General features: G+C 24.0%; 18 protein-coding genes, 2 tRNA genes and 1 riboswitch. Of the genes, 19 read left to right on the top strand and 1 reads right to left on the bottom strand.

The window, feature by feature from the left end; genetic code table 4:
• Nucleotides 1–58 precede the first annotated feature (58 nt).
• Nucleotides 59–745 (bottom strand): hypothetical protein, encoded by a 687-nt coding sequence (locus AAHM96_RS06790; protein WP_342273038.1) that lies wholly within the window; start codon nucleotides 743–745, stop codon nucleotides 59–61.
• Between the two features lie 111 nt (nucleotides 746–856).
• Between AAHM96_RS06790 and AAHM96_RS06785 the strand changes: the two genes are divergently transcribed.
• The 19 genes from AAHM96_RS06785 to AAHM96_RS06695 all read left to right on the top strand — a co-directional run bounded on the left by AAHM96_RS06785 (nucleotide 857) and on the right by AAHM96_RS06695 (nucleotide 18,839).
• The gene (locus AAHM96_RS06785) at nucleotides 857–1,834 is read left to right on the top strand and encodes an IS3 family transposase (RefSeq protein WP_342265776.1); all 978 of its coding nucleotides are present in this window, start codon (nucleotides 857–859) and stop codon (nucleotides 1,832–1,834) included.
• 302 nt (nucleotides 1,835–2,136) lie between these two features.
• Nucleotides 2,137–2,760 (top strand): DDE-type integrase/transposase/recombinase, encoded by a 624-nt coding sequence (locus AAHM96_RS06780; RefSeq protein WP_342273037.1) that lies wholly within the window; start codon nucleotides 2,137–2,139, stop codon nucleotides 2,758–2,760.
• A gap of 348 nt (nucleotides 2,761–3,108) precedes the next feature.
• Nucleotides 3,109–3,936: a purine-nucleoside phosphorylase gene (locus tag AAHM96_RS06775; protein WP_286642056.1), complete on the top strand. Its 828-nt coding sequence runs from the start codon at nucleotides 3,109–3,111 to the stop codon at nucleotides 3,934–3,936.
• A complete protein-coding gene (tsaD, locus tag AAHM96_RS06770; protein WP_342273036.1) occupies nucleotides 3,911–4,849 on the top strand; it encodes a tRNA (adenosine(37)-N6)-threonylcarbamoyltransferase complex transferase subunit TsaD in 939 nt (312 codons plus the stop codon). The genes AAHM96_RS06775 and tsaD overlap by 26 nt, the downstream gene beginning before the upstream one ends.
• 10 nt (nucleotides 4,850–4,859) lie before the next feature.
• Entirely contained in the window at nucleotides 4,860–5,453 is a 594-nt protein-coding gene (gene coaE / locus AAHM96_RS06765) for a dephospho-CoA kinase (RefSeq protein ID WP_338961076.1), read from the top strand.
• 190 nt (nucleotides 5,454–5,643) lie between these two features.
• A riboswitch (cobalamin riboswitch) is annotated at nucleotides 5,644–5,809 on the top strand.
• A gap of 157 nt (nucleotides 5,810–5,966) precedes the next feature.
• Nucleotides 5,967–6,986: a class 1b ribonucleoside-diphosphate reductase subunit beta gene (gene nrdF, locus AAHM96_RS06760; RefSeq protein WP_252319910.1), complete on the top strand. Its 1,020-nt coding sequence runs from the start codon at nucleotides 5,967–5,969 to the stop codon at nucleotides 6,984–6,986.
• Nucleotides 6,987–7,004: 18 nt separating this feature from the next.
• Nucleotides 7,005–9,611, top strand: a complete 2,607-nt coding sequence (gene nrdE, locus AAHM96_RS06755) for a class 1b ribonucleoside-diphosphate reductase subunit alpha (protein WP_342273035.1) — start codon at nucleotides 7,005–7,007, stop codon at nucleotides 9,609–9,611.
• 200 nt (nucleotides 9,612–9,811) lie between these two features.
• Nucleotides 9,812–9,902, top strand: a tRNA-Ser gene (locus AAHM96_RS06750).
• Between the two features lie 101 nt (nucleotides 9,903–10,003).
• The gene (cls, locus tag AAHM96_RS06745) at nucleotides 10,004–11,527 is read left to right on the top strand and encodes a cardiolipin synthase (protein ID WP_342273034.1); all 1,524 of its coding nucleotides are present in this window, start codon (nucleotides 10,004–10,006) and stop codon (nucleotides 11,525–11,527) included.
• 50 nt (nucleotides 11,528–11,577) lie between these two features.
• On the top strand, nucleotides 11,578–12,279 hold the full coding sequence (locus tag AAHM96_RS06740) for an acetyltransferase (protein WP_342273033.1): 702 nt from the start codon (nucleotides 11,578–11,580) through the stop codon (nucleotides 12,277–12,279).
• Between the two features lie 14 nt (nucleotides 12,280–12,293).
• Nucleotides 12,294–14,078 carry a hypothetical protein gene (locus AAHM96_RS06735; RefSeq protein ID WP_342273032.1) on the top strand — a complete coding sequence of 595 codons (1,785 nt, stop codon included), beginning with the start codon at nucleotides 12,294–12,296 and terminating at the stop codon, nucleotides 14,076–14,078.
• A 6-nt stretch (nucleotides 14,079–14,084) separates the two neighbouring features.
• A complete protein-coding gene (gene proS, locus AAHM96_RS06730; RefSeq protein WP_342273031.1) occupies nucleotides 14,085–15,536 on the top strand; it encodes a proline--tRNA ligase in 1,452 nt (483 codons plus the stop codon).
• 75 nt (nucleotides 15,537–15,611) lie between these two features.
• Complete coding sequence (locus AAHM96_RS06725) at nucleotides 15,612–15,968, top strand: MG284/MPN403 family protein (protein WP_338961069.1); 357 nt, start codon at nucleotides 15,612–15,614, stop codon at nucleotides 15,966–15,968.
• Nucleotides 15,969–16,128: 160 nt separating this feature from the next.
• Nucleotides 16,129–16,314 (top strand): hypothetical protein, encoded by a 186-nt coding sequence (locus tag AAHM96_RS06720; RefSeq protein WP_342273030.1) that lies wholly within the window; start codon nucleotides 16,129–16,131, stop codon nucleotides 16,312–16,314.
• Nucleotides 16,315–16,388: 74 nt separating this feature from the next.
• Nucleotides 16,389–17,366, top strand: coding sequence for an IS3 family transposase (locus tag AAHM96_RS06715; protein WP_342272824.1), 978 nt, complete (start codon nucleotides 16,389–16,391; stop codon nucleotides 17,364–17,366).
• 177 nt (nucleotides 17,367–17,543) lie between these two features.
• Entirely contained in the window at nucleotides 17,544–17,903 is a 360-nt protein-coding gene (locus tag AAHM96_RS06710) for a hypothetical protein (RefSeq protein WP_342273029.1), read from the top strand.
• A 60-nt stretch (nucleotides 17,904–17,963) separates the two neighbouring features.
• Nucleotides 17,964–18,218, top strand: a complete 255-nt coding sequence (locus AAHM96_RS06705) for an acyl carrier protein (RefSeq protein WP_281748951.1) — start codon at nucleotides 17,964–17,966, stop codon at nucleotides 18,216–18,218.
• Nucleotides 18,219–18,243: 25 nt separating this feature from the next.
• Complete coding sequence (locus tag AAHM96_RS06700) at nucleotides 18,244–18,705, top strand: Fur family transcriptional regulator (protein WP_281748950.1); 462 nt, start codon at nucleotides 18,244–18,246, stop codon at nucleotides 18,703–18,705.
• A 59-nt stretch (nucleotides 18,706–18,764) separates the two neighbouring features.
• Nucleotides 18,765–18,839: transfer RNA gene (locus tag AAHM96_RS06695), tRNA-Trp, on the top strand.
• Nucleotides 18,840–18,855 lie beyond the last annotated feature (16 nt).

The raw sequence follows: 18,855 nt of genomic DNA, 5'->3' as shown, positions 1-18,855 counted from the left end.
TTAATAAAAAATAAAAATTCCTAAATATTTAGGTTTAGAATTATTTAATTTTATATTATTAACAAATAACTATATTTTGATTATTTATATGAGCAATTCTTGTATTTAACATATTTACAAATATTTTATAATTATATGATTTTGCACCATAACCTTTTAAAGATTTAACTAAATGTGAAACAGTACTTTCAGCATGACAACCAATATTTCAATCTGCACCTTGATTAATAATTCCTTGTTCATTATTAGCAAAGTAATTAAATGTTTGTTTATCAACATTAGGTTTTAAAATATCAAGTAATTGATTATAATTACCATTTTTAAAATTAAATGATGTATCAAAATAATTAGGTCAATTTGTATCAGTTTTTTTCTTTCCTTTTACATTTATAAATGCTTTTCATAAATAACTAATACCATGAAAACAATCTAATACATATTTTCCACCAAATCATTTAGCCATTGCTCTAATTCATAATGCACCATCTCCCCCAATAATTAAATTATTATTTTGTCAAAATACATCAGTTAAATGATTAATGTTAATATCATAATGATTAATAGCAGTTGTATATATAAAATCATATACTTTATCTTGAGTTATATTATCACTTGGTTTAAATATCATATATGCTCATATTTTATTTTGTAATTTATTTCTATTTTTATAAATATTAATTTTATGAGTATAACAATTAAAAATTCTAATGCAATATTTTTCAATTATTCCTTGTTCATTTGCCACTTGCCACTTAGCCCTTTTTACTAGACCATTAATTTAAAAAACCTGAATGTATTCTAAAAACAATTGTGTTATATAATTAACACTAATTTTAACCTGAAAGGATTTTTATTAATGGATAAAATTAAACAAATAGCATTAGTAATTAACAAATTAAATATCAAAGAAAAAATTAAAATTATTGATGATTGTAAAAATCAATATTCAATTAGAAACCTATGTCAATATCTTCAATTAAACAGATCAACATATTACTTTTTAAAAAATAAACAAAAACCTATTAAAAAAGAAGAAAATCATATTATTAAATGCAATCATAAATATCAAAAAATATGCCAACTTTTAATCGAATTTCATTCTACAAGAAAAGGCAGAATTTATGGATATTTAAGAATTTTTTCAGCTTTTAAAGAGTGATTAAAACAAGAAAAAAATATCATTTTAAATATAGAATTATCAATAAAACAAATGCGAAAAATTATGAAAGAACACAATATTCAAGGATTAAAACAAACTAAAAATAACTATCCTAAAAACAAAAAAAATCCAAATAAGTGAATACCTACAATGGATAAAGTAAACAAAGATTATAAAAGTACAACCTCTTCAAATCAAATTTGATCAATGGACACTAAACAAATAAATACTAAAGAAGGATGATTATATCTTTTTGTAATTATTGATTTTTATTCAAATAATGTTGTTAGTTATAATATTGCTCCTAATAAATCATATCAGGATTTAATTCTTCCTGCTCTTGAAAAAATCAACAAACAATTTTCTTGAAATCAAGTAAAAAATGTTATTTTACATTCAGATAACGCCAACGAATTTTATTGTCAAGATATCACAAAATGAGCAGAGGATAAACAAATAATTTTAAGCAAAAAACAACCTTATGATATTGGTGGTAATGTATTATCTGAAAACTGATTTTCTCATTTATCTCAAGAATGACTACCTAAAGGATCAAATCAATATTTATCCATCAATGAAGCTATAAATGATGTAAATCAATATGTTATGTTTTATAATTATGAAAGAATACATTCTAAATTTCTAAAACCACCAATTTTACAAATTAAAATTTAGAATTTTATATCAAAAATGGTCCAGTAATTAAGGGCCAACCACCTAGAAACCTATGTCAATATCTTCAATTAAACAGATCAACATATTACTTTTTAAAAAATAAACAAAAACCTATTAAAAAAGAAGAAAATCATATTATTAAATGCAATCATAAATATCAAAAAATATGCCAACTTTTAATCGAATTTCATTCTACAAGAAAAGGCAGAATTTATGGATATTTAAGAATTTTTTCAGCTTTTAAAGAGTGATTAAAACAAGAAAAAAATATCATTTTAAATATAGAATTATCAATAAAACAAATGCGAAAAATTATGAAAGAACACAATATTCAAGGATTAAAACAAACTAAAAATAACTATCCTAAAAACAAAAAAAATCCAAATAAGTGAATACCTACAATGGATAAAGTAAACAAAGATTATAAAAGTACAACCTCTTCAAATCAAATTTGATCAATGGACACTAAACAAATAAATACTAAAGAAGGATGATTATATCTTTTTGTAATTATTGATTTTTATTCAAATAATGTTGTTAGTTATAATATTGCTCCTAATAAATCATATCAGGATTTAATTCTTCCTGCTCTTGAAAAAATCAACAAACAATTTTCTTGAAATCAAGTAAAAAATGTTATTTTACATTCAGATAACGCCAACGAATTTTATTGTCACGATATCACAAAATGAGCAGAGGATAAACAAATAATTTTAAGCAAAAAACAACCTTATGATATTGGTGGTAATGTATTATCTGAAAACTGATTTTCTCATTTATCTCAAGAATGACTACCTAAAGGATCAAATCAATATTTATCCATCAATGAAGCTATAAATGATGTAAATCAATATGTTATGTTTTATAATTATGAAAGAATACATTCTAAATTTCTAAAACCACCAATTTTACAAATTAAAATTTAGAATTTTATATCAAAAATGGTCCAGTAATTAAGGGCCAACCACCAACCACCAATTTTTAAACATTTATGTTTCCCACCTTTTTAAAATAAAAACTCATTTACTTTAAAATAAAGTAATGAGTTTTTTATAAACTAAACATTATTTATTTTTAGTAAATTATACTAAAAAAACTAAAAAGGTGTTGATTAAACTTTTTTAGATTATTTTTTATTTTCTTTAATTAGTATGAAAAGTTATAAAATTAAATTTAATTTTTAAAATAAAAAACCAGTCATTAAAAATATTAATGTTGTTACTAAATTAACAATATATTATAATAACTATTATTATTTAAAAAAAGGAGAATATATGGAAAATAAAGAAAAAATTCCAACAGCTCATATTAAAGCTGCTCGTGATCAAATTGCAAAAGTAGTAATTATGCCAGGCGATCCATTACGTGCTCAATTCATTGCTTCTAATTTTTTACAAGATTGAAAACAAGTAAATAATGTTCGTAATATGCTAATGTTTACTGGAAAATATAAAGGATATAATATTACTATTGCTGCTAGTGGTATGGGTATGCCTTCAATTGGTATATATTCATATGAGTTATTTAAATTTTATGATGTTGACTGTATTATTCGTGTTGGTAGTGCTGGTTCATATCAAAAAGATGTTAAAGTTTATGATATTATTAATACTACTAAAGTATATAGTGAATCTACTTTCGCTAAATATGCTGCTAATATTGATGAAAATCAAATTGAATCTGTTGGTAATATTAGCAAAATTATTAATAAAGTGGCACAAAAAATTGATAATGAATTTGATCAGCAAAAAAATGAAAATTCTTCGTATATAGTAAGTGAAAAAATAAATTTAAGATCAGGTTTAATTCATTCAAGTGATGTATTTTATCGTATTAATGATAATGATTATAAAACTAATCCTTTAATTAGCAAATGCTTAGCAGTAGAAATGGAATCTTTTGCTTTATTTGCTAATGCAAAACATTTAGAAAAAAATGCTGCTTGTTTATTAACAATTTCTGATTCTTTTATTACCGGTGAATCAATTTCAGCAACATTACGCGAAACTAGTTTTAAAAAAATGATGATTTTAGCTTTAGAATCAGCAGTTGCTTATTATAAAGAAGAGGATATTGATGATAATCTTAGCAATAGAAACTAGTTGTGATGAAACTAGTGTTGCTGTTATTAAAGATAAAAATGTTTTAAGTAATATTATTGCTTCACAAATTAAGCTTCATCAACAATATGGTGGTGTTGTTCCAGAATTAGCAGCACGAGCTCATAGTGAAAATATTGCTACTGTCTTACAAAAAGCAATTGAAAAATCTAACATTTCAATTATGGATATTGATTTTATTGCTTATACTAATACTCCTGGTCTTGCTAGTTGTTTACACGTAGGTAAAATTATAGCAGAAACTATTGCTGCTTATTTAGAAAAGCCATTGTTTCCATGTAATCATTTGTATGGACATTTGTATGCTTCTTTAATTAATAATGAATGAGAATTTCCAGTACTTGGTTTATTAGTTAGTGGTGGTCATACACAGTTTATGTTGGCAAATGAACATTTAAATTTCACTATACTTGGTCAAACATTAGATGATGCTGTTGGTGAATGTTATGATAAAGTTGCAAGAATGTTAGGTTTAAAATATCCCGGTGGTCCTGAAATTGAACGAAGTGCTAAATTGGGAAAGCCAACTTATAAATTACCATTACCTAAAAATGATAATAGTTTAGATTTTAGTTTTAGTGGTTTAAAATCAGCATGTGCTAATTTGATAAATAAAGAAAAAGGTAAGTTACAATTTAATAATTTTGCAGCTTCTTTTCAAACAACAGTTATTCAAGTGTTAATTAATAAAATTGAATTAGCATTAAAAAAACATAATCCAAAAACTTTAGTTTTAGCAGGAGGAGTTAGTGCTAATCAGCAATTAAGATTAGCAGTATTAGATTTAAAAAATAAATATCCAAATTTAAAAATAATTGTTCCAAAATTAGAATACTGTACTGATAATGCAGCAATGATTGGTATTCTTGCAAGTTATCAAATTGAACATAAGTAAGGGTGAACTCATGATTATTGGTATTATTGGTGAAGCGGGAGTAGGTAAGACAACCGCTACAAATTTTTTTCAAAATAAAGGTGCGTATGTTATTTTTGTTGATAAAGTTGTTAAACATATTTATACACTAAAAGAAACAAAAAAAGCATTAATTAATGAATTCGGTAATACTTTTATTAATAGTGATAAAACAATTAATAAAATAAAATTACGGTATGAAGCGTTTCAACACCCTCATATTTTACGTAAATTAGAAAATATTATTTGACCAAAAATGGTAAAAATTGTTGAAGAAGATATTATTCGTAATAAAATACACCAAGAATTAATTGTTATTGATTGTGCAGTATTATTTAATGCAAATTTAAATTTATTAGTTGATAAAATTCTTTTAATTGAGGCTGAGGAAGATAAAAAAATCCAACGAATAAAAGAACGTGATAATGTTAATGATTTACAAGTTATTTCACTATTAAATCAACAAAAAAAATATTTAATTTTAAATAAAGATATTGATTTTATTGTTAAAAATAACGGCACTATTAATGATTTTATTAAACAATTACAAAAAGTTGAAAAAAAATTATTAACAAATAAAGTATAAAGATTAATGTTTTTTTTACTTTAAAAAACAATAGTAAAATATATTAAATTATTTTTGTATATTAAAATGAAAATTTTCATAATAAAAAAATTAAGAATAATTTTAAAATAGTTGAGGTTAAAAAAATACATAGTAATGTATTTATAAATTACCAAAATTGTTTTTCTTGTAGTAGAATATTTATACAACTAAATAACAAGGAACTTTAGATGTTCGGGAAAAAGATGAGAATTCTTTGCTGCCCCAGCAACTGTGATGTTGATGAACATTACAAAACCATTGAAGATAAAACTTTGAGAAGGGTAACAAGTAAAATGAAGCTAAGCCAGTAGACCGGTCTAATTTTTTAAGTGATATTATATTCCTGGGTGTGAATTAATGATTATTTTTAATAATTACTTTTATTTTTTAATATTTGTAATTTTAATAAAGTAATTTTTAATAATGACAACATCCTTTATATAATATAGGGGATGTTTTTAGTTGTGTAATTAAGTAGAGGGGTAATAATAAATGGCAAAAGATAACAAATATTTTCAACAATCACAGTCACCATTAGAGTATATTATGAAAAATTTTAATGGAAAAATGCGATCTGTAAATTGAAATGTAATCAATGATGAAAAAGATTTAGAAGTTTGAAATCGTATTACTCAAAATTTTTGGTTACCAGAAAAAATTCCTGTTTCTAATGACTTGACTTCTTGAAAAACATTAAATCCAAAATGACAAGAGTTAATAACAAGAACATTTACAGGTTTAACTTTATTAGATACAATTCAGGCAACGGTTGGTGATATTGCACAAATACCTAATTCTTTAACTGATCATGAACAAGTTATTTATACAAATTTTGCTTTTATGGTGGCAGTTCATGCTCGATCATACGGAACAATTTTTTCAACTTTATGTTCTAGTGAGCAGATTGAATCTGCTCATGAGTGAGTAATTAATAATGAAAGTTTACAAGCCAGAGCACGTGCACTAATTCCTTATTATACAAGTGATGATCCTTTAAAATCGAAAGTAGCTGCCGCTTTAATGCCGGGTTTTTTATTATATGGTGGTTTTTATTTACCATTTTATTTATCTGCTCGTAGTAAATTACCTAATACTTCAGATATTATTAGATTAATTTTACGTGATAAAGTTATTCATAATTATTATAGTGGCTATAAATATCAAAGAAAAGTTGAAAAGTTACCAAAAGAAAAGCAAGAAGAAATGAAAAAATTTGTATTTGATTTATTGTTTAAATTAATTGATTTAGAAAAGCAATATTTGACAGAATTATATCAAGAATTTAATTTAGCTGAAGACGCTATTAAGTTTAGTTTATATAATGCTGGTAAGTTTTTACAAAATTTAGGATATGATTCACCTTTTAGTGAAGAACAAACAAGAATTAAACCGGAAATTTTTAATCAATTATCAGCTCGAGCTGATGAAAATCACGATTTCTTTTCAGGTAATGGTTCATCTTATGTAATGGGCATTACTGTAGAAACGCAAGATGAAGATTGAGAATTTTAATTTTAAAGGAGTAAAAAAATGCATAATGATGTTGTAAAAGTTTCAAACCAAAAAATATTAAAGCCAGAAGGAAAAATTCATGTTGTTTATTTTTCTTCTTTGTCAAATAATACTCATCGTTTTATTCAAAAATTAGAGGTTTTAAATTCAAGAATTCCTCACGATTTACAAGAGGAAATTTTAGTTGATAAAGATTATGTGTTAATAACACCAACATATAGTGGGGGTGGTGATATTAAAGAAGGGGCAGTTCCTAAACAGGTAATTAAATTTTTAAATAATAAGCAAAATCGTAATTTTTGTCGTGGTGTTATTGCGTCGGGGAATACTAATTTTGGTGATACTTTTGCAATTGCTGGGCCAATTCTTTCAAAAAAATTAAATGTCCCACTATTATTTCAATTTGAATTATTAGGAACTCAAAATGATGTATCAACAATAAAAAATATATTAGTAGATTTTTGAGATAAAGATAAAAAAAATACTAATGAAATAAATACTTTATCTGGAACTTTAGAAAGTGATGAATATGTTACTTTAAATGCTAGAGCAAAAACTACTAATAATGCACAATTTGATTTGCAAGCAGCACAATCTTATATGAAAAATCATATTAAACCAAATTTATTGCTTTTTAAAACCGTTAAAGAAAGAATAGAATATTTAATAAAAAATCAATATTATGATGAAACAATAATTAATAAATATTCAATTACGGAAATTGAACGATTAACAAATGAAGCATACAGTTTTAATTATCAGTTTACAAGTTTTATGGGTATTTTAAAATTTTATAATTCTTATGCTTTAAAAAGTTTTAATGGTAAACAATATTTAGAAAATTATGAAGATAGAGTTGTTATGAATAGTTTATTTTTTGCTGATGGTAATATTGAACATGCTAGTAAAATTTTAAGACAAATTATGTCTGGTAGATTTCAACCAGCTACTCCCACATTTTTAAATGCAGGGAAAAAACAAAGAGGTGAATACACTTCATGTTATCTTTTACGAATTGAAGATAACATGGAATCAATTGCTCGAGCTATTACTACTTCATTACAGTTATCAAAACGTGGTGGTGGAGTTGCTTTGTGTTTAACAAATTTAAGAGAATTTGGAGCGCCAATTAAAAATATTAAAAATCAAGCAACAGGGGTTATCCCGGTTATGAAAATTCTTGAAGATTCATTTTCATATGCTAATCAACTAGGTCAAAGACAAGGTGCTGGGGCAGTTTATTTAAATGTTCATCATCCAGATATTATGTTATTTTTAGATTCAAAGCGTGAAAATGCAGATGAAAAAATTCGTATTAAATCAATGTCTTTAGGAGTAGTTATTCCTGATATTACTTTTGAATTAGCAAAAAATAATGAACAGATGGCACTTTTTAGTCCTTATGATATTGCAAAAGTTTATGGTAAAGCAATGACAGATATTTCTATTACTAAAGAGTATTATAATATGTTAAAAAACCCTGATATTAGTAAAAATTTTATTAGTGCTCGCAAATTATTTCAAATGATTGCTGAATTACATTTTGAAAGTGGATATCCTTATTTATTATTTGATGATACAGTAAATAAAAATAATGCTCATCCTGGTAGAATTGTTATGAGTAATTTGTGCAGTGAAATTATTCAAGTAAGTACAGCTAGTGAATTTAATAGTGATTTAAGTTTTAAAGAAATTGGTGAAGATATTAGTTGTAATTTAGGAAGTATTAATATTGCAAAAGTAATGGAAAGTGGAAGTGAATTTGGTGAGGTTATTTTTCAAGCAATTCATTCATTAGATCACGTATCAAGAAGTAGTGATTTTTCTAGTGCTCCATCAGTTGCATATGGAAATAAAAAAAATCATGCTTTGGGTTTAGGCGCTATGAATTTACATGGATTTTTAGCAACAAATCATATTTTTTATGATTCAAAAGAAGCAATTGATTTTACTAATATTTTCTTTTATGTTATGGCTTATCATGCTTTTAGTGCTTCAAATAAATTAGCATTAAAATTTGGAAGTTTTAGTGGATTTAAAAATTCAAAATTTGCTGATGGTTCATATTTTGATAAATATATAAAATGTCAGTCAGATAAATGAACTCCTGAAACAAAAAAAATACAAGAATTATTTGCAAAATATAACATTATGATTCCAACTCAGAAGCAATGAAAAGAATTAGTAATAAAAATTAAAGAAACAGGATTGGCTAATTCACATTTAATGGCAGTAGCACCCACTGGTTCAATTAGTTATTTATCTTCATGTACACCAAGTCTACAACCGGTAGTTGCTCCTGTTGAGGTACGAAAAGAAGGGAAATTAGGTCGTGTTTATGTTCCTGCTTATAAGATTGATGATAATAATTTAGCATATTACACTGCAGGTGGATATGAATTAGGCCCTAATCCAATTATTGATATTGTAGCAGCAGCACAACAACACGTTGATCAAGCAATTTCTTTAACTTTATTTATTACTGATAAAGCGACAACTCGTGATTTAAATAAAGCTTATATTAGAGCCTTTAAAAAAGGTTGTTCATCAATTTATTATGTTCGTATTCGTCAAGAGGTTTTAGAGGATAGTGAAAATTATCAATGCAATGTTTGTGTTGTATAAATTAATTAGATTATTGAATAGTGGTTTCAAGTAATAAATAAATTTGTAACAAATTTAGTAATATATTATTTATTTAATTTAAAAAATAGTGAAATTTTATTTTGGAATATAGGATTTTTAAAAAAAATTAAAAAATACATAGTAAATTTTAAAATTAAAGTTATAATAATAATTGTAAAAAAAATAATTATTATAACTTTGGAGTGGTACTCAAGAGGCTGAAGAGGACTGATTGCTAATCAGTTAGGACGGGAAACTGTCGCGAGAGTTCGAATCTCTCCCATTCCGCCATTATTTAAAAAGCATTAATTGCTTTTTTTTACTTTTAAATAATAAATTTATTAATAATTAGATATAATTTAATAAAGAACTCTTTATATTAAGGAGAAATCATGCGTAAACGAGTAAACTTACTTTTATCATTAATCTTATATATTGCTTTGATTGCAACAATAGTTTTCGTTATATTTAATTATATTAAATATTCATGAATTATTTTGATGATAATTATTACTTTAACTATTTTAACTGGTATTATTATTTTTATTACCAATCGTATGCAAGATGCAAAACTATCATGAATTATGGTTACCTTATGTTTGCCAATCATCGGTATTTTTTTATATTGAACTTTTGGTCGTCCTTATCGTTATCGACGAAAACAAAAAGCTTATTTAAAAACAAATAGTTATTTTTATACCCAAGAAGATTGAACTTTTGCTAATTCAATTTTAGAATCAAAAAAAATAACTTTGAGTGATGATACTTTATTTTTATTTAACTATACAACAAGAATTTCTCATCGACCATTTTATAATAATACTGATGTTCAAATTTTAAATAATGGTCCTAATAAATTTGTTAAATTAATTGAAGATTTAAAACAAGCAAAAAGTTATATTTTTATTAATTATTTTATTCTTGGTGAAGGGGAACTATTAGAAGTAATTATTAATGTTTTAAAAGCAAGGATTGAAGCAGGAGTTAAAGTTTATATGATTTATGATGCTGTTGGTTCATATTTTAGTTTATCTAAATATAAAATATGAAAAATGAAAAAAATGGGAATTATTATTCATAAATTTTCACCAGTTAGATTACCATTTATGACAGGAAATTATAATTTTCGTAATCATCGTAAAGATATCATTATTGATGGGAATATTGGCTATGCTGGTGGAGTTAACTTAGCAGATAACTATATTTATCTTTCTGCAAAGTATGGCTTTTGAAGAGATACCCAAATTAGAATTGTCGGGGAAGCTGTTAAATCAATTGATTTAATATTTAGACAAGATTGGCATTTTATTACTGGTAATATTCTTGATATTAGTGCTGAAAAATCTGAAATAAAAATTAAAAATAATATTATTGTCCAAGTAATTGATGATGGACCGATTACTAAAGAAACAATTCAAAAAGATTTATTTATTAAATTTATTAGTAATGCTAAAAAGCGAGTTTGAATTAGTACTCCTTATTTAATTCCAACTAGCGATTTAATTACTGCATTGCGTAATAGTGCTTATTCTGGTGTTGATGTTAGATTATCATTACCCGGAATTACTGATAAATTTTTATCATTAGATATGTCAAGAACTTATTATGATTCATTGATTGAGTCAGGTGTTAAAATTTATGAATATAATAATGTTTTTAACCATTCTAAGTCTGGTATTTTTGATGATGATATTACTATTATTGGTTCAACTAATCTTGATTATCGTAGTCTTTATTCAGATCATCAAACTTTAGTAATTGTTTATGATAGTAAAACAAATAGTGATTTATCTGCTTCATTTGAAAAAGATTTTATTCATTCTAGTTTAATTATTAGTAATCCACTACTACATCGTAGTTTTGCCTATCGGGGTGTATTTTTATTATTGCTTAGAATTTTAGCACCATTATTTTAAAAAAATTTAGTATAATTAGGTAAATATTAATAATAAGGTGGTCATAATTTATGGGTTGAAGTCGACGAATTAAAAAAATTAAAGAATATTTTAGTGATGAAAATCAACCTAATTTGGATATTTCTAAATTATCAGAAGACAATGAAAAAAAAACTCCTTTTTTTAATAGGTTTAAAAAACAAAAAAAAACTAATAAATCTTCTACTTTAACGAATAATAAAAAGCGCAATAATATTTTTTTAAATTTTAGAAGAAGATCAACTATTCAAATTATTAAACATTTAGAAAATAAAAATATTTTTAACTTATTTTTTTATACTGATGTTAGTAACATTACATTAATATTAGAACAAGGAATTAAACCTTCTTCACAAATTAAATTATTGCCAAAGCAAGAATATATTGTTTGAACTTATTTAGAACATGCTACTTATTTAGAATTAGAGTTAGGTAATTCAACACGTCATTTTTTTTGAAAGTGATGTGCAGAGCAAAATGTTGATGTTAATAAAATAGCTATTATTTCTGTTGATATTCATAAATTATTTCAAAACACTGTTAAAGATTGAGGTTTAAATGTTGATACTAATCGTGTTCAAATATATGAAACAATTGCTGTTGAAGCTATTGATTGAATTTTGGTTAAAGATCGCAAAATGTTTCGTTTAGCTAAATTATATATTGATAATCAAAGACTAAAGTTAAAACTTTTCCAAGGAAATAATGGTAATATTACTTTAGGCTCTGATTAAATGGAGGTAAAATTATGCGTTGATCTGCAATTGTAATTATTGCTTTAATTCCTTTTATGACAATAATAATTATTTTATTTATGCGTTTAAATCATCGTAATAATCAATATTATAATGTTATCCATGGTGATTTGTTAAGTTTAGTTCCATTGAAAATTGATTTAAAAAATGAAATTATTACTTTTTCTGAACGCTTAGAAGTTTTAAATCGTAAAAAAAGAATTTCATTGTTTGTATTTAAATCAATGATGAATCGTAAAACTAAAGTAAAAATTGAAATTTTTATTCAAGATTTATTAGTGAATAAAGTTCCATTTGAGCCGTGTCATTTTTCGGTTTCCTTTCAATTAGGAAGTAAAATTATTGTTTATGATTTATCAATTGATTATTTTGATAATAATAATAAAGTTTTGTATGGTCAAATGCAAAGTAATATTCGTTATAATCGTTTTGCTATTTCACAAGCAATTATTTTACAACAAAATGAGTTAACAGTGGTAAAGTCAGTTTTTGTGCAAACTATTTTAGATAATTTTAGTCAAAAAAAATATAATAAAAAAATAAATAGTCAATTTGAATATATGATTTTAATAAAAATAAAAAATTATTTAGCATTAGAAAATATTTTAACTGTTAATAATATTGAACGAATGGAGTTATTAATTTCATATTATAGTAAAATAACTTTAGGATTAGATAATACTATTATTTGTAAATATTATGATGGTCAGTTTTTAATTTATTCTAGAAATAAGAAAATAAATTTATATCGATTCCAAAAAAAAATAAATAGTTATATTAAACGTAATTTAGTAGAAAAAAGTAGTTATTTGCAGATTCAAAGTCAAATATTATGTGTTTATGCTTCAGTAAAAACTGATGCTTCAAATGTCTATATATTATATAATAAAATTATTGATAAGAATCAATTAGAAGTAGTACAAAGTAGAGACTTAATTGAAATTAAATTGAAGACAAATGATATTTTAAATTATCCTGATTATAATCATTATTCGCTTCTACAATCAGAGCAAATGGAAAAATTATTAAGTGTTAGTATTAGACCAGTGTATAAAAGTGATAATTCAAATGAGCCAAATTGTTACTATGCTTGATGAAATTTTGTTAAAAACTCTTATTATGTTTCGTTTATTGTTTTGATGCGTAATATTCAAGATTCAGGATTGTGATGAAAAGTAAATGAACCTTTATTTATTCAAACATTTGAAAAATTTGCGAAATTAAAACAAGAAAAAAACCTTATTCTTCCTGTTAGTTTAATTGAGTTGCAAGATAAAACTATTTTAACAAAGTTGATTGCTTTCGTTAATAAGAGAAAAAATCTTTTTAAAAATTGTGATTTAATTTTTGATTTTCAAGATATTGGTGAAATTAATAGTTGGAATAAGTATGATTCAATTATTAAAACTATTCGTAGTAATAAAATAAAAATTTCTTTTACTCATGATTTACGTCATATTGATAATTTTAAATTAATTAATCATTTTAAGCCTGATTATGTAGTTTTAACTTCTAATTTATTAGAACAAGTTACTTTTAGTTTTAGTAAATATATTGATGTTATTATTTGTTTGCATTATTTAAGAATTTTAGGTATTAAAAATATTTTAGCTCGTGGTATTATTAATGTTCCTGAAATTATTGTTTTAAAAGGATTAAAGGTTGACTATTTACTAGGAAAAGTATTAGAATCAGAACAAGCAAATAAAGTGCTAGATGCTTTAAATTATCCAAATTATTGGAAATGACATAAAAGTCAATCAACGAAAGGTGAATAGATCATTATGAATAATGCAAAGAATAAAAGTATTACAGCAAGAGAGATTGATTTTGCCAAATGATATACTGATGTTATTAAGCAAGCAGAACTTTGTGATTATGGTGCAGAAAATGGTTCGGCAGCCGGTACCATTATTTTTCGTCCTCGCGGATATGCAATTTGAGAAAATATTCAACATTTATTAAATCAAAAATTTAAAATTTTAAATATTGAAAATGTAATGTTACCACTTTTAATTAATGAAAAAGCATTTCAAGTTGAAAAAGATCATATTGAGGGTTTTGCACCAGAATGTGCAACTGTAACTAAAGTTGGAAATAATCAATTATCAGAGGAACTAATTATTCGTCCTACTTCAGAAGTTTTATTTTGTCGTCATTTTTCAAAAATAATTAGTTCATATAAACAATTACCATTATTATATAATCAATGATGCAATGTTGTTAGATGAGAAAAAAATACAAAACCATTCTTAAGAACTAGTGAATTTTTATGACAAGAAGGACATACAATGCATAATAACGATGAAGAAGCAAAAAACTTTACATTAAAAATGATTAAGTTGTATGCTGATTTTGTTGAACAACAATTAGCAATTAAAGTTATTGTTGGTGCAAAAACAATTCACGAACGTTTTGCTGGGGCAAAAATGACATATACAATTGAAACTATGATGCAAGATGGACAAGCATTACAAGCCGGTACTAGTCATTATTTTGGCCAAGAGTTCACAAAGGTATTTAATATTAAATTTAGCAATAAAGACAATAAACAAGAATTAGGATATCAAACATCATGAGGTGTATCGACAAGATTAATTGGTGCTTTAATTATGGCACATAGCGATGATCTAGGTTTAGTATTGCCATCTACAATTGCACCGCATCAGATTATGCTTTTAAATTTATCACCTAAAAGTGATAAAGTTAAAATAACTGTTGAAAGAATATTTAAAATTTTAAGTTCTCATTTCCGAGTATTAATAAATGAAGATAATAAAAGTTTTTCTTATAAGAAAAGTGAAAGTCAAATTAAAGGTATTCCAATTACTATTGCAATTGGTGAGCAAGAAATTGAAAACCAAGTAATTAAATTAATTTTACGTCATAATTTAGATACTATTGATGTTGAAATTAATAATGAAAAATTATTAGTAACAACTATTATTAATCAATTAAATAAATTAAATAAAGATTTATTTAATAGTTCACAAAAAAAATTAAATACAAGTTTAAAAGAATTAACAGATTTTAATGAATATCATAAATTAGTTAAAATTCATAAAGGTTTCTTTATTGTACCTTTTTGTGATCAAATAAAGTGTGAAGAAGAAATTAAAAGTTTAACTGGTACAACATCACGTTGTATTCCTTTAGAACCGTATAAAAAACCAAGTAATTGTTTTAAGTGTCAAACTCCTAATAGTGTCTGAACTTATTTTGCAAGATCATATTAAAATTAGTAAGTTAAATAGAAATAAAATAGAGGAAAAATAATTATTTGTTTTTAAATTATTATTGAGGTGATAATAATGAAAGAACAAATAAGTGCTGATAAACAACTAATTGCTGCTATTTTTGTTAAATATGAACAAGCAAAATTAACATTAGCAAATAATAATTTTAAAGAAAATTATGTTTTGAAAGAGGATAGTGTTCACTATGCTAATAAGATAGTGATAAATAAGGATTTAAAAAATTATGAAAAACATGTGCAAATTGTTGATACAGTTTTAGCATTATTACCAAAAAATGAATATAGTTATATTATTAGAACGTTCTTAGTTAAATCAAATAAAAATTGATGAAAAAAATATTATCATATCAAAGAATATGAAAAATTAGAAAAAACGGCTATTAAGCGTTTTTTATACTTATATTTAATTTAAGGATATAAAATGAATATTAATAGCATTAATTTATTGAATTCGCGTAGTTTTTTAGAACAAAAGATGAATTTAACAAGTGATGTAAAAAAACAGCCCCATTTATGAAAAAGAATTATTTTTAATTCCAAGATTTACAGTGGTTGGCTTTCCGATCCAAACTTTGCAAAAAAGCAGTTATTATTATATTGAACTTCAAATTGTAGAAGCATATAGTTATGATTTTGATATTAACAAAGAACCAAGTGAAGGATTACTTGACGATGTAACGTTTCAATATGATTTGAATTATAGTAGTATGCCACTTGCCACTTGCCACTTAGCCCTTTTTACTAGACCATTAATTTAAAAAACCTGAATGTATTCTAAAAACAATTGTGTTATATAATTAACACTAATTTTAACCTGAAAGGATTTTTATTAATGGATAAAATTAAACAAATAGCATTAGTAATTAACAAATTAAATATCAAAGAAAAAATTAAAATTATTGATGATTGTAAAAATCAATATTCAATTAGAAACCTATGTCAATATCTTCAATTAAACAGATCAACATATTACTTTTTAAAAAATAAACAAAAACCTATTAAAAAAGAAGAAAATCATATTATTAAATGCAATCATAAATATCAAAAAATATGCCAACTTTTAATCGAATTTCATTCTACAAGAAAAGGCAGAATTTATGGATATTTAAGAATTTTTTCAGCTTTTAAAGAGTGATTAAAACAAGAAAAAAATATCATTTTAAATATAGAATTATCAATAAAACAAATGCGAAAAATTATGAAAGAACACAATATTCAAGGATTAAAACAAACTAAAAATAACTATCCTAAAAACAAAAAAAATCCAAATAAGTGAATACCTACAATGGATAAAGTAAACAAAGATTATAAAAGTACAACCTCTTCAAATCAAATTTGATCAATGGACACTAAACAAATAAATACTAAAGAAGGATGATTATATCTTTTTGTAATTATTGATTTTTATTCAAATAATGTTGTTAGTTATAATATTGCTCCTAATAAATCATATCAGGATTTAATTCTTCCTGCTCTTGAAAAAATCAACAAACAATTTTCTTGAAATCAAGTAAAAAATGTTATTTTACATTCAGATAACGCCAACGAATTTTATTGTCACGATATCACAAAATGAGCAGAGGATAAACAAATAATTTTAAGCAAAAAACAACCTTATGATATTGGTGGTAATGTATTATCTGAAAACTGATTTTCTCATTTATCTCAAGAATGACTACCTAAAGGATCAAATCAATATTTATCCATCAATGAAGCTATAAATGATGTAAATCAATATGTTATGTTTTATAATTATGAAAGAATACATTCTAAATTTCTAAAACCACCAATTTTACAAATTAAAATTTAGAATTTTATATCAAAAATGGTCCAGTAATTAAGGGCCAACCACCTAGTCAAATAAATGTATAAAATGTTTATACGTAAGTTACAAATTAGCATTTTAATTATTACTATCACTATTACATTAAGTATTATATTATTTTTTATTATCAAAAATTTTTCAACTAATAAAAATTTAAATGAAATGGTAAAAGAATATGATGTAGAATTAGAGACCGTAGATGATAAAAAAGAAAATTTAAATCCAGAGATAGTTGTAGAAGCTATTGATATTAAAAAATTAAATGAAAGTATTACAATTATTTTAGATAAAAATAGTACTATCTTAGCAAATCAGTCACAGATTATATATAAAATACAATTTAATCAAGATTTATTTCAATACATATTTTTAAAGTTAATTATTAAAACATTTCCACAATGAAAAATTAATAATTTTATTTTTCATTTTAATATTTTAAATAATGCTGTATGAGTTGAATATAATACTAATTTAAAACTAGATTATTTAGAATGATATTTTAAAATAACAAATAAAATTTAATGCTCTATGTTATACTAAGTATAACTATTAATAAAAATGATTTAAATTAGGAGTGAATTTATGAATATTTTAAGTGAAATTCATAAAATTGTTAAAGAGGATTATCCAGAGATTAAAGAAAAAATTACACCGAAAACTAAATTTAAAGATGTAAAAATTGACTCTCTTGGATTAGTAATGATTGTTCTTAAATTAGAAGAAGAGCATCATGTAAAAATTGATGATAATAAATTACTGGATTTACAAACAAAAACAGTTCAAGATTTAATAAATGAAATTGAGAGATTAGAATCAGCAGAAAATAAAAAAAAGTAATATTATATTTTATCAGGAGATTAGTATGAATAAAAATTTTGAAAATATTATCCAAAAGTTGAAAGATAAAGACTATCGTTTAACTGATGTTCGTAAAGCAGTTATTAAAGTATTAACGCTTAAGCAACATGTTAGTATTAATGATATTATTAGTTTTTTAACAAAAGAAGGTAATGATAATATTAATATTATGAGTATTTATAATACTATTGATTTATTAATGACAGAACATATTATTCATGCTAATGTTTTTGAAGGAAAACAAATAATTTATGAACTATCAGAAAATACCGTTCATATTATTTGTAATTTTTGTAATAAAATTATTCATGCCTCTTTCGAAGATAAACAACAAATTTCACCATTACAAGAAGAAAAACTTGAAAAATTAGCGATTAAAAATAATTTTTATTTTTCACATTATAAGTTAGAAATTCATGGAATTTGTGATAAATGTGAATTAAAAATAAAAAAAATGAAATTTTAATTGAACTTAAAACTTCTTTCGCGTAAAATTGAACATGTACTATTTAAATTAAATATTTTAGGGGTGTAGTTCAATGGTAGAACATCGGCCTTCAGATCCGAGTGTTGTGGGTTCGAGTCCTGCCACCCCTGCCATTATTAAAATTCACTT

This window comes from Spiroplasma endosymbiont of Acasis viretata, from assembly GCF_964031275.1.
GTDB lineage: Bacteria > Bacillota_I > Bacilli_A > Mycoplasmatales > VBWQ01 > Spiroplasma_E > Spiroplasma_E ixodetis_A.
The sequence above is the reverse complement of the archived record's forward strand: the minus strand, read 5'-3'. Positions and strand labels throughout refer to the sequence as shown.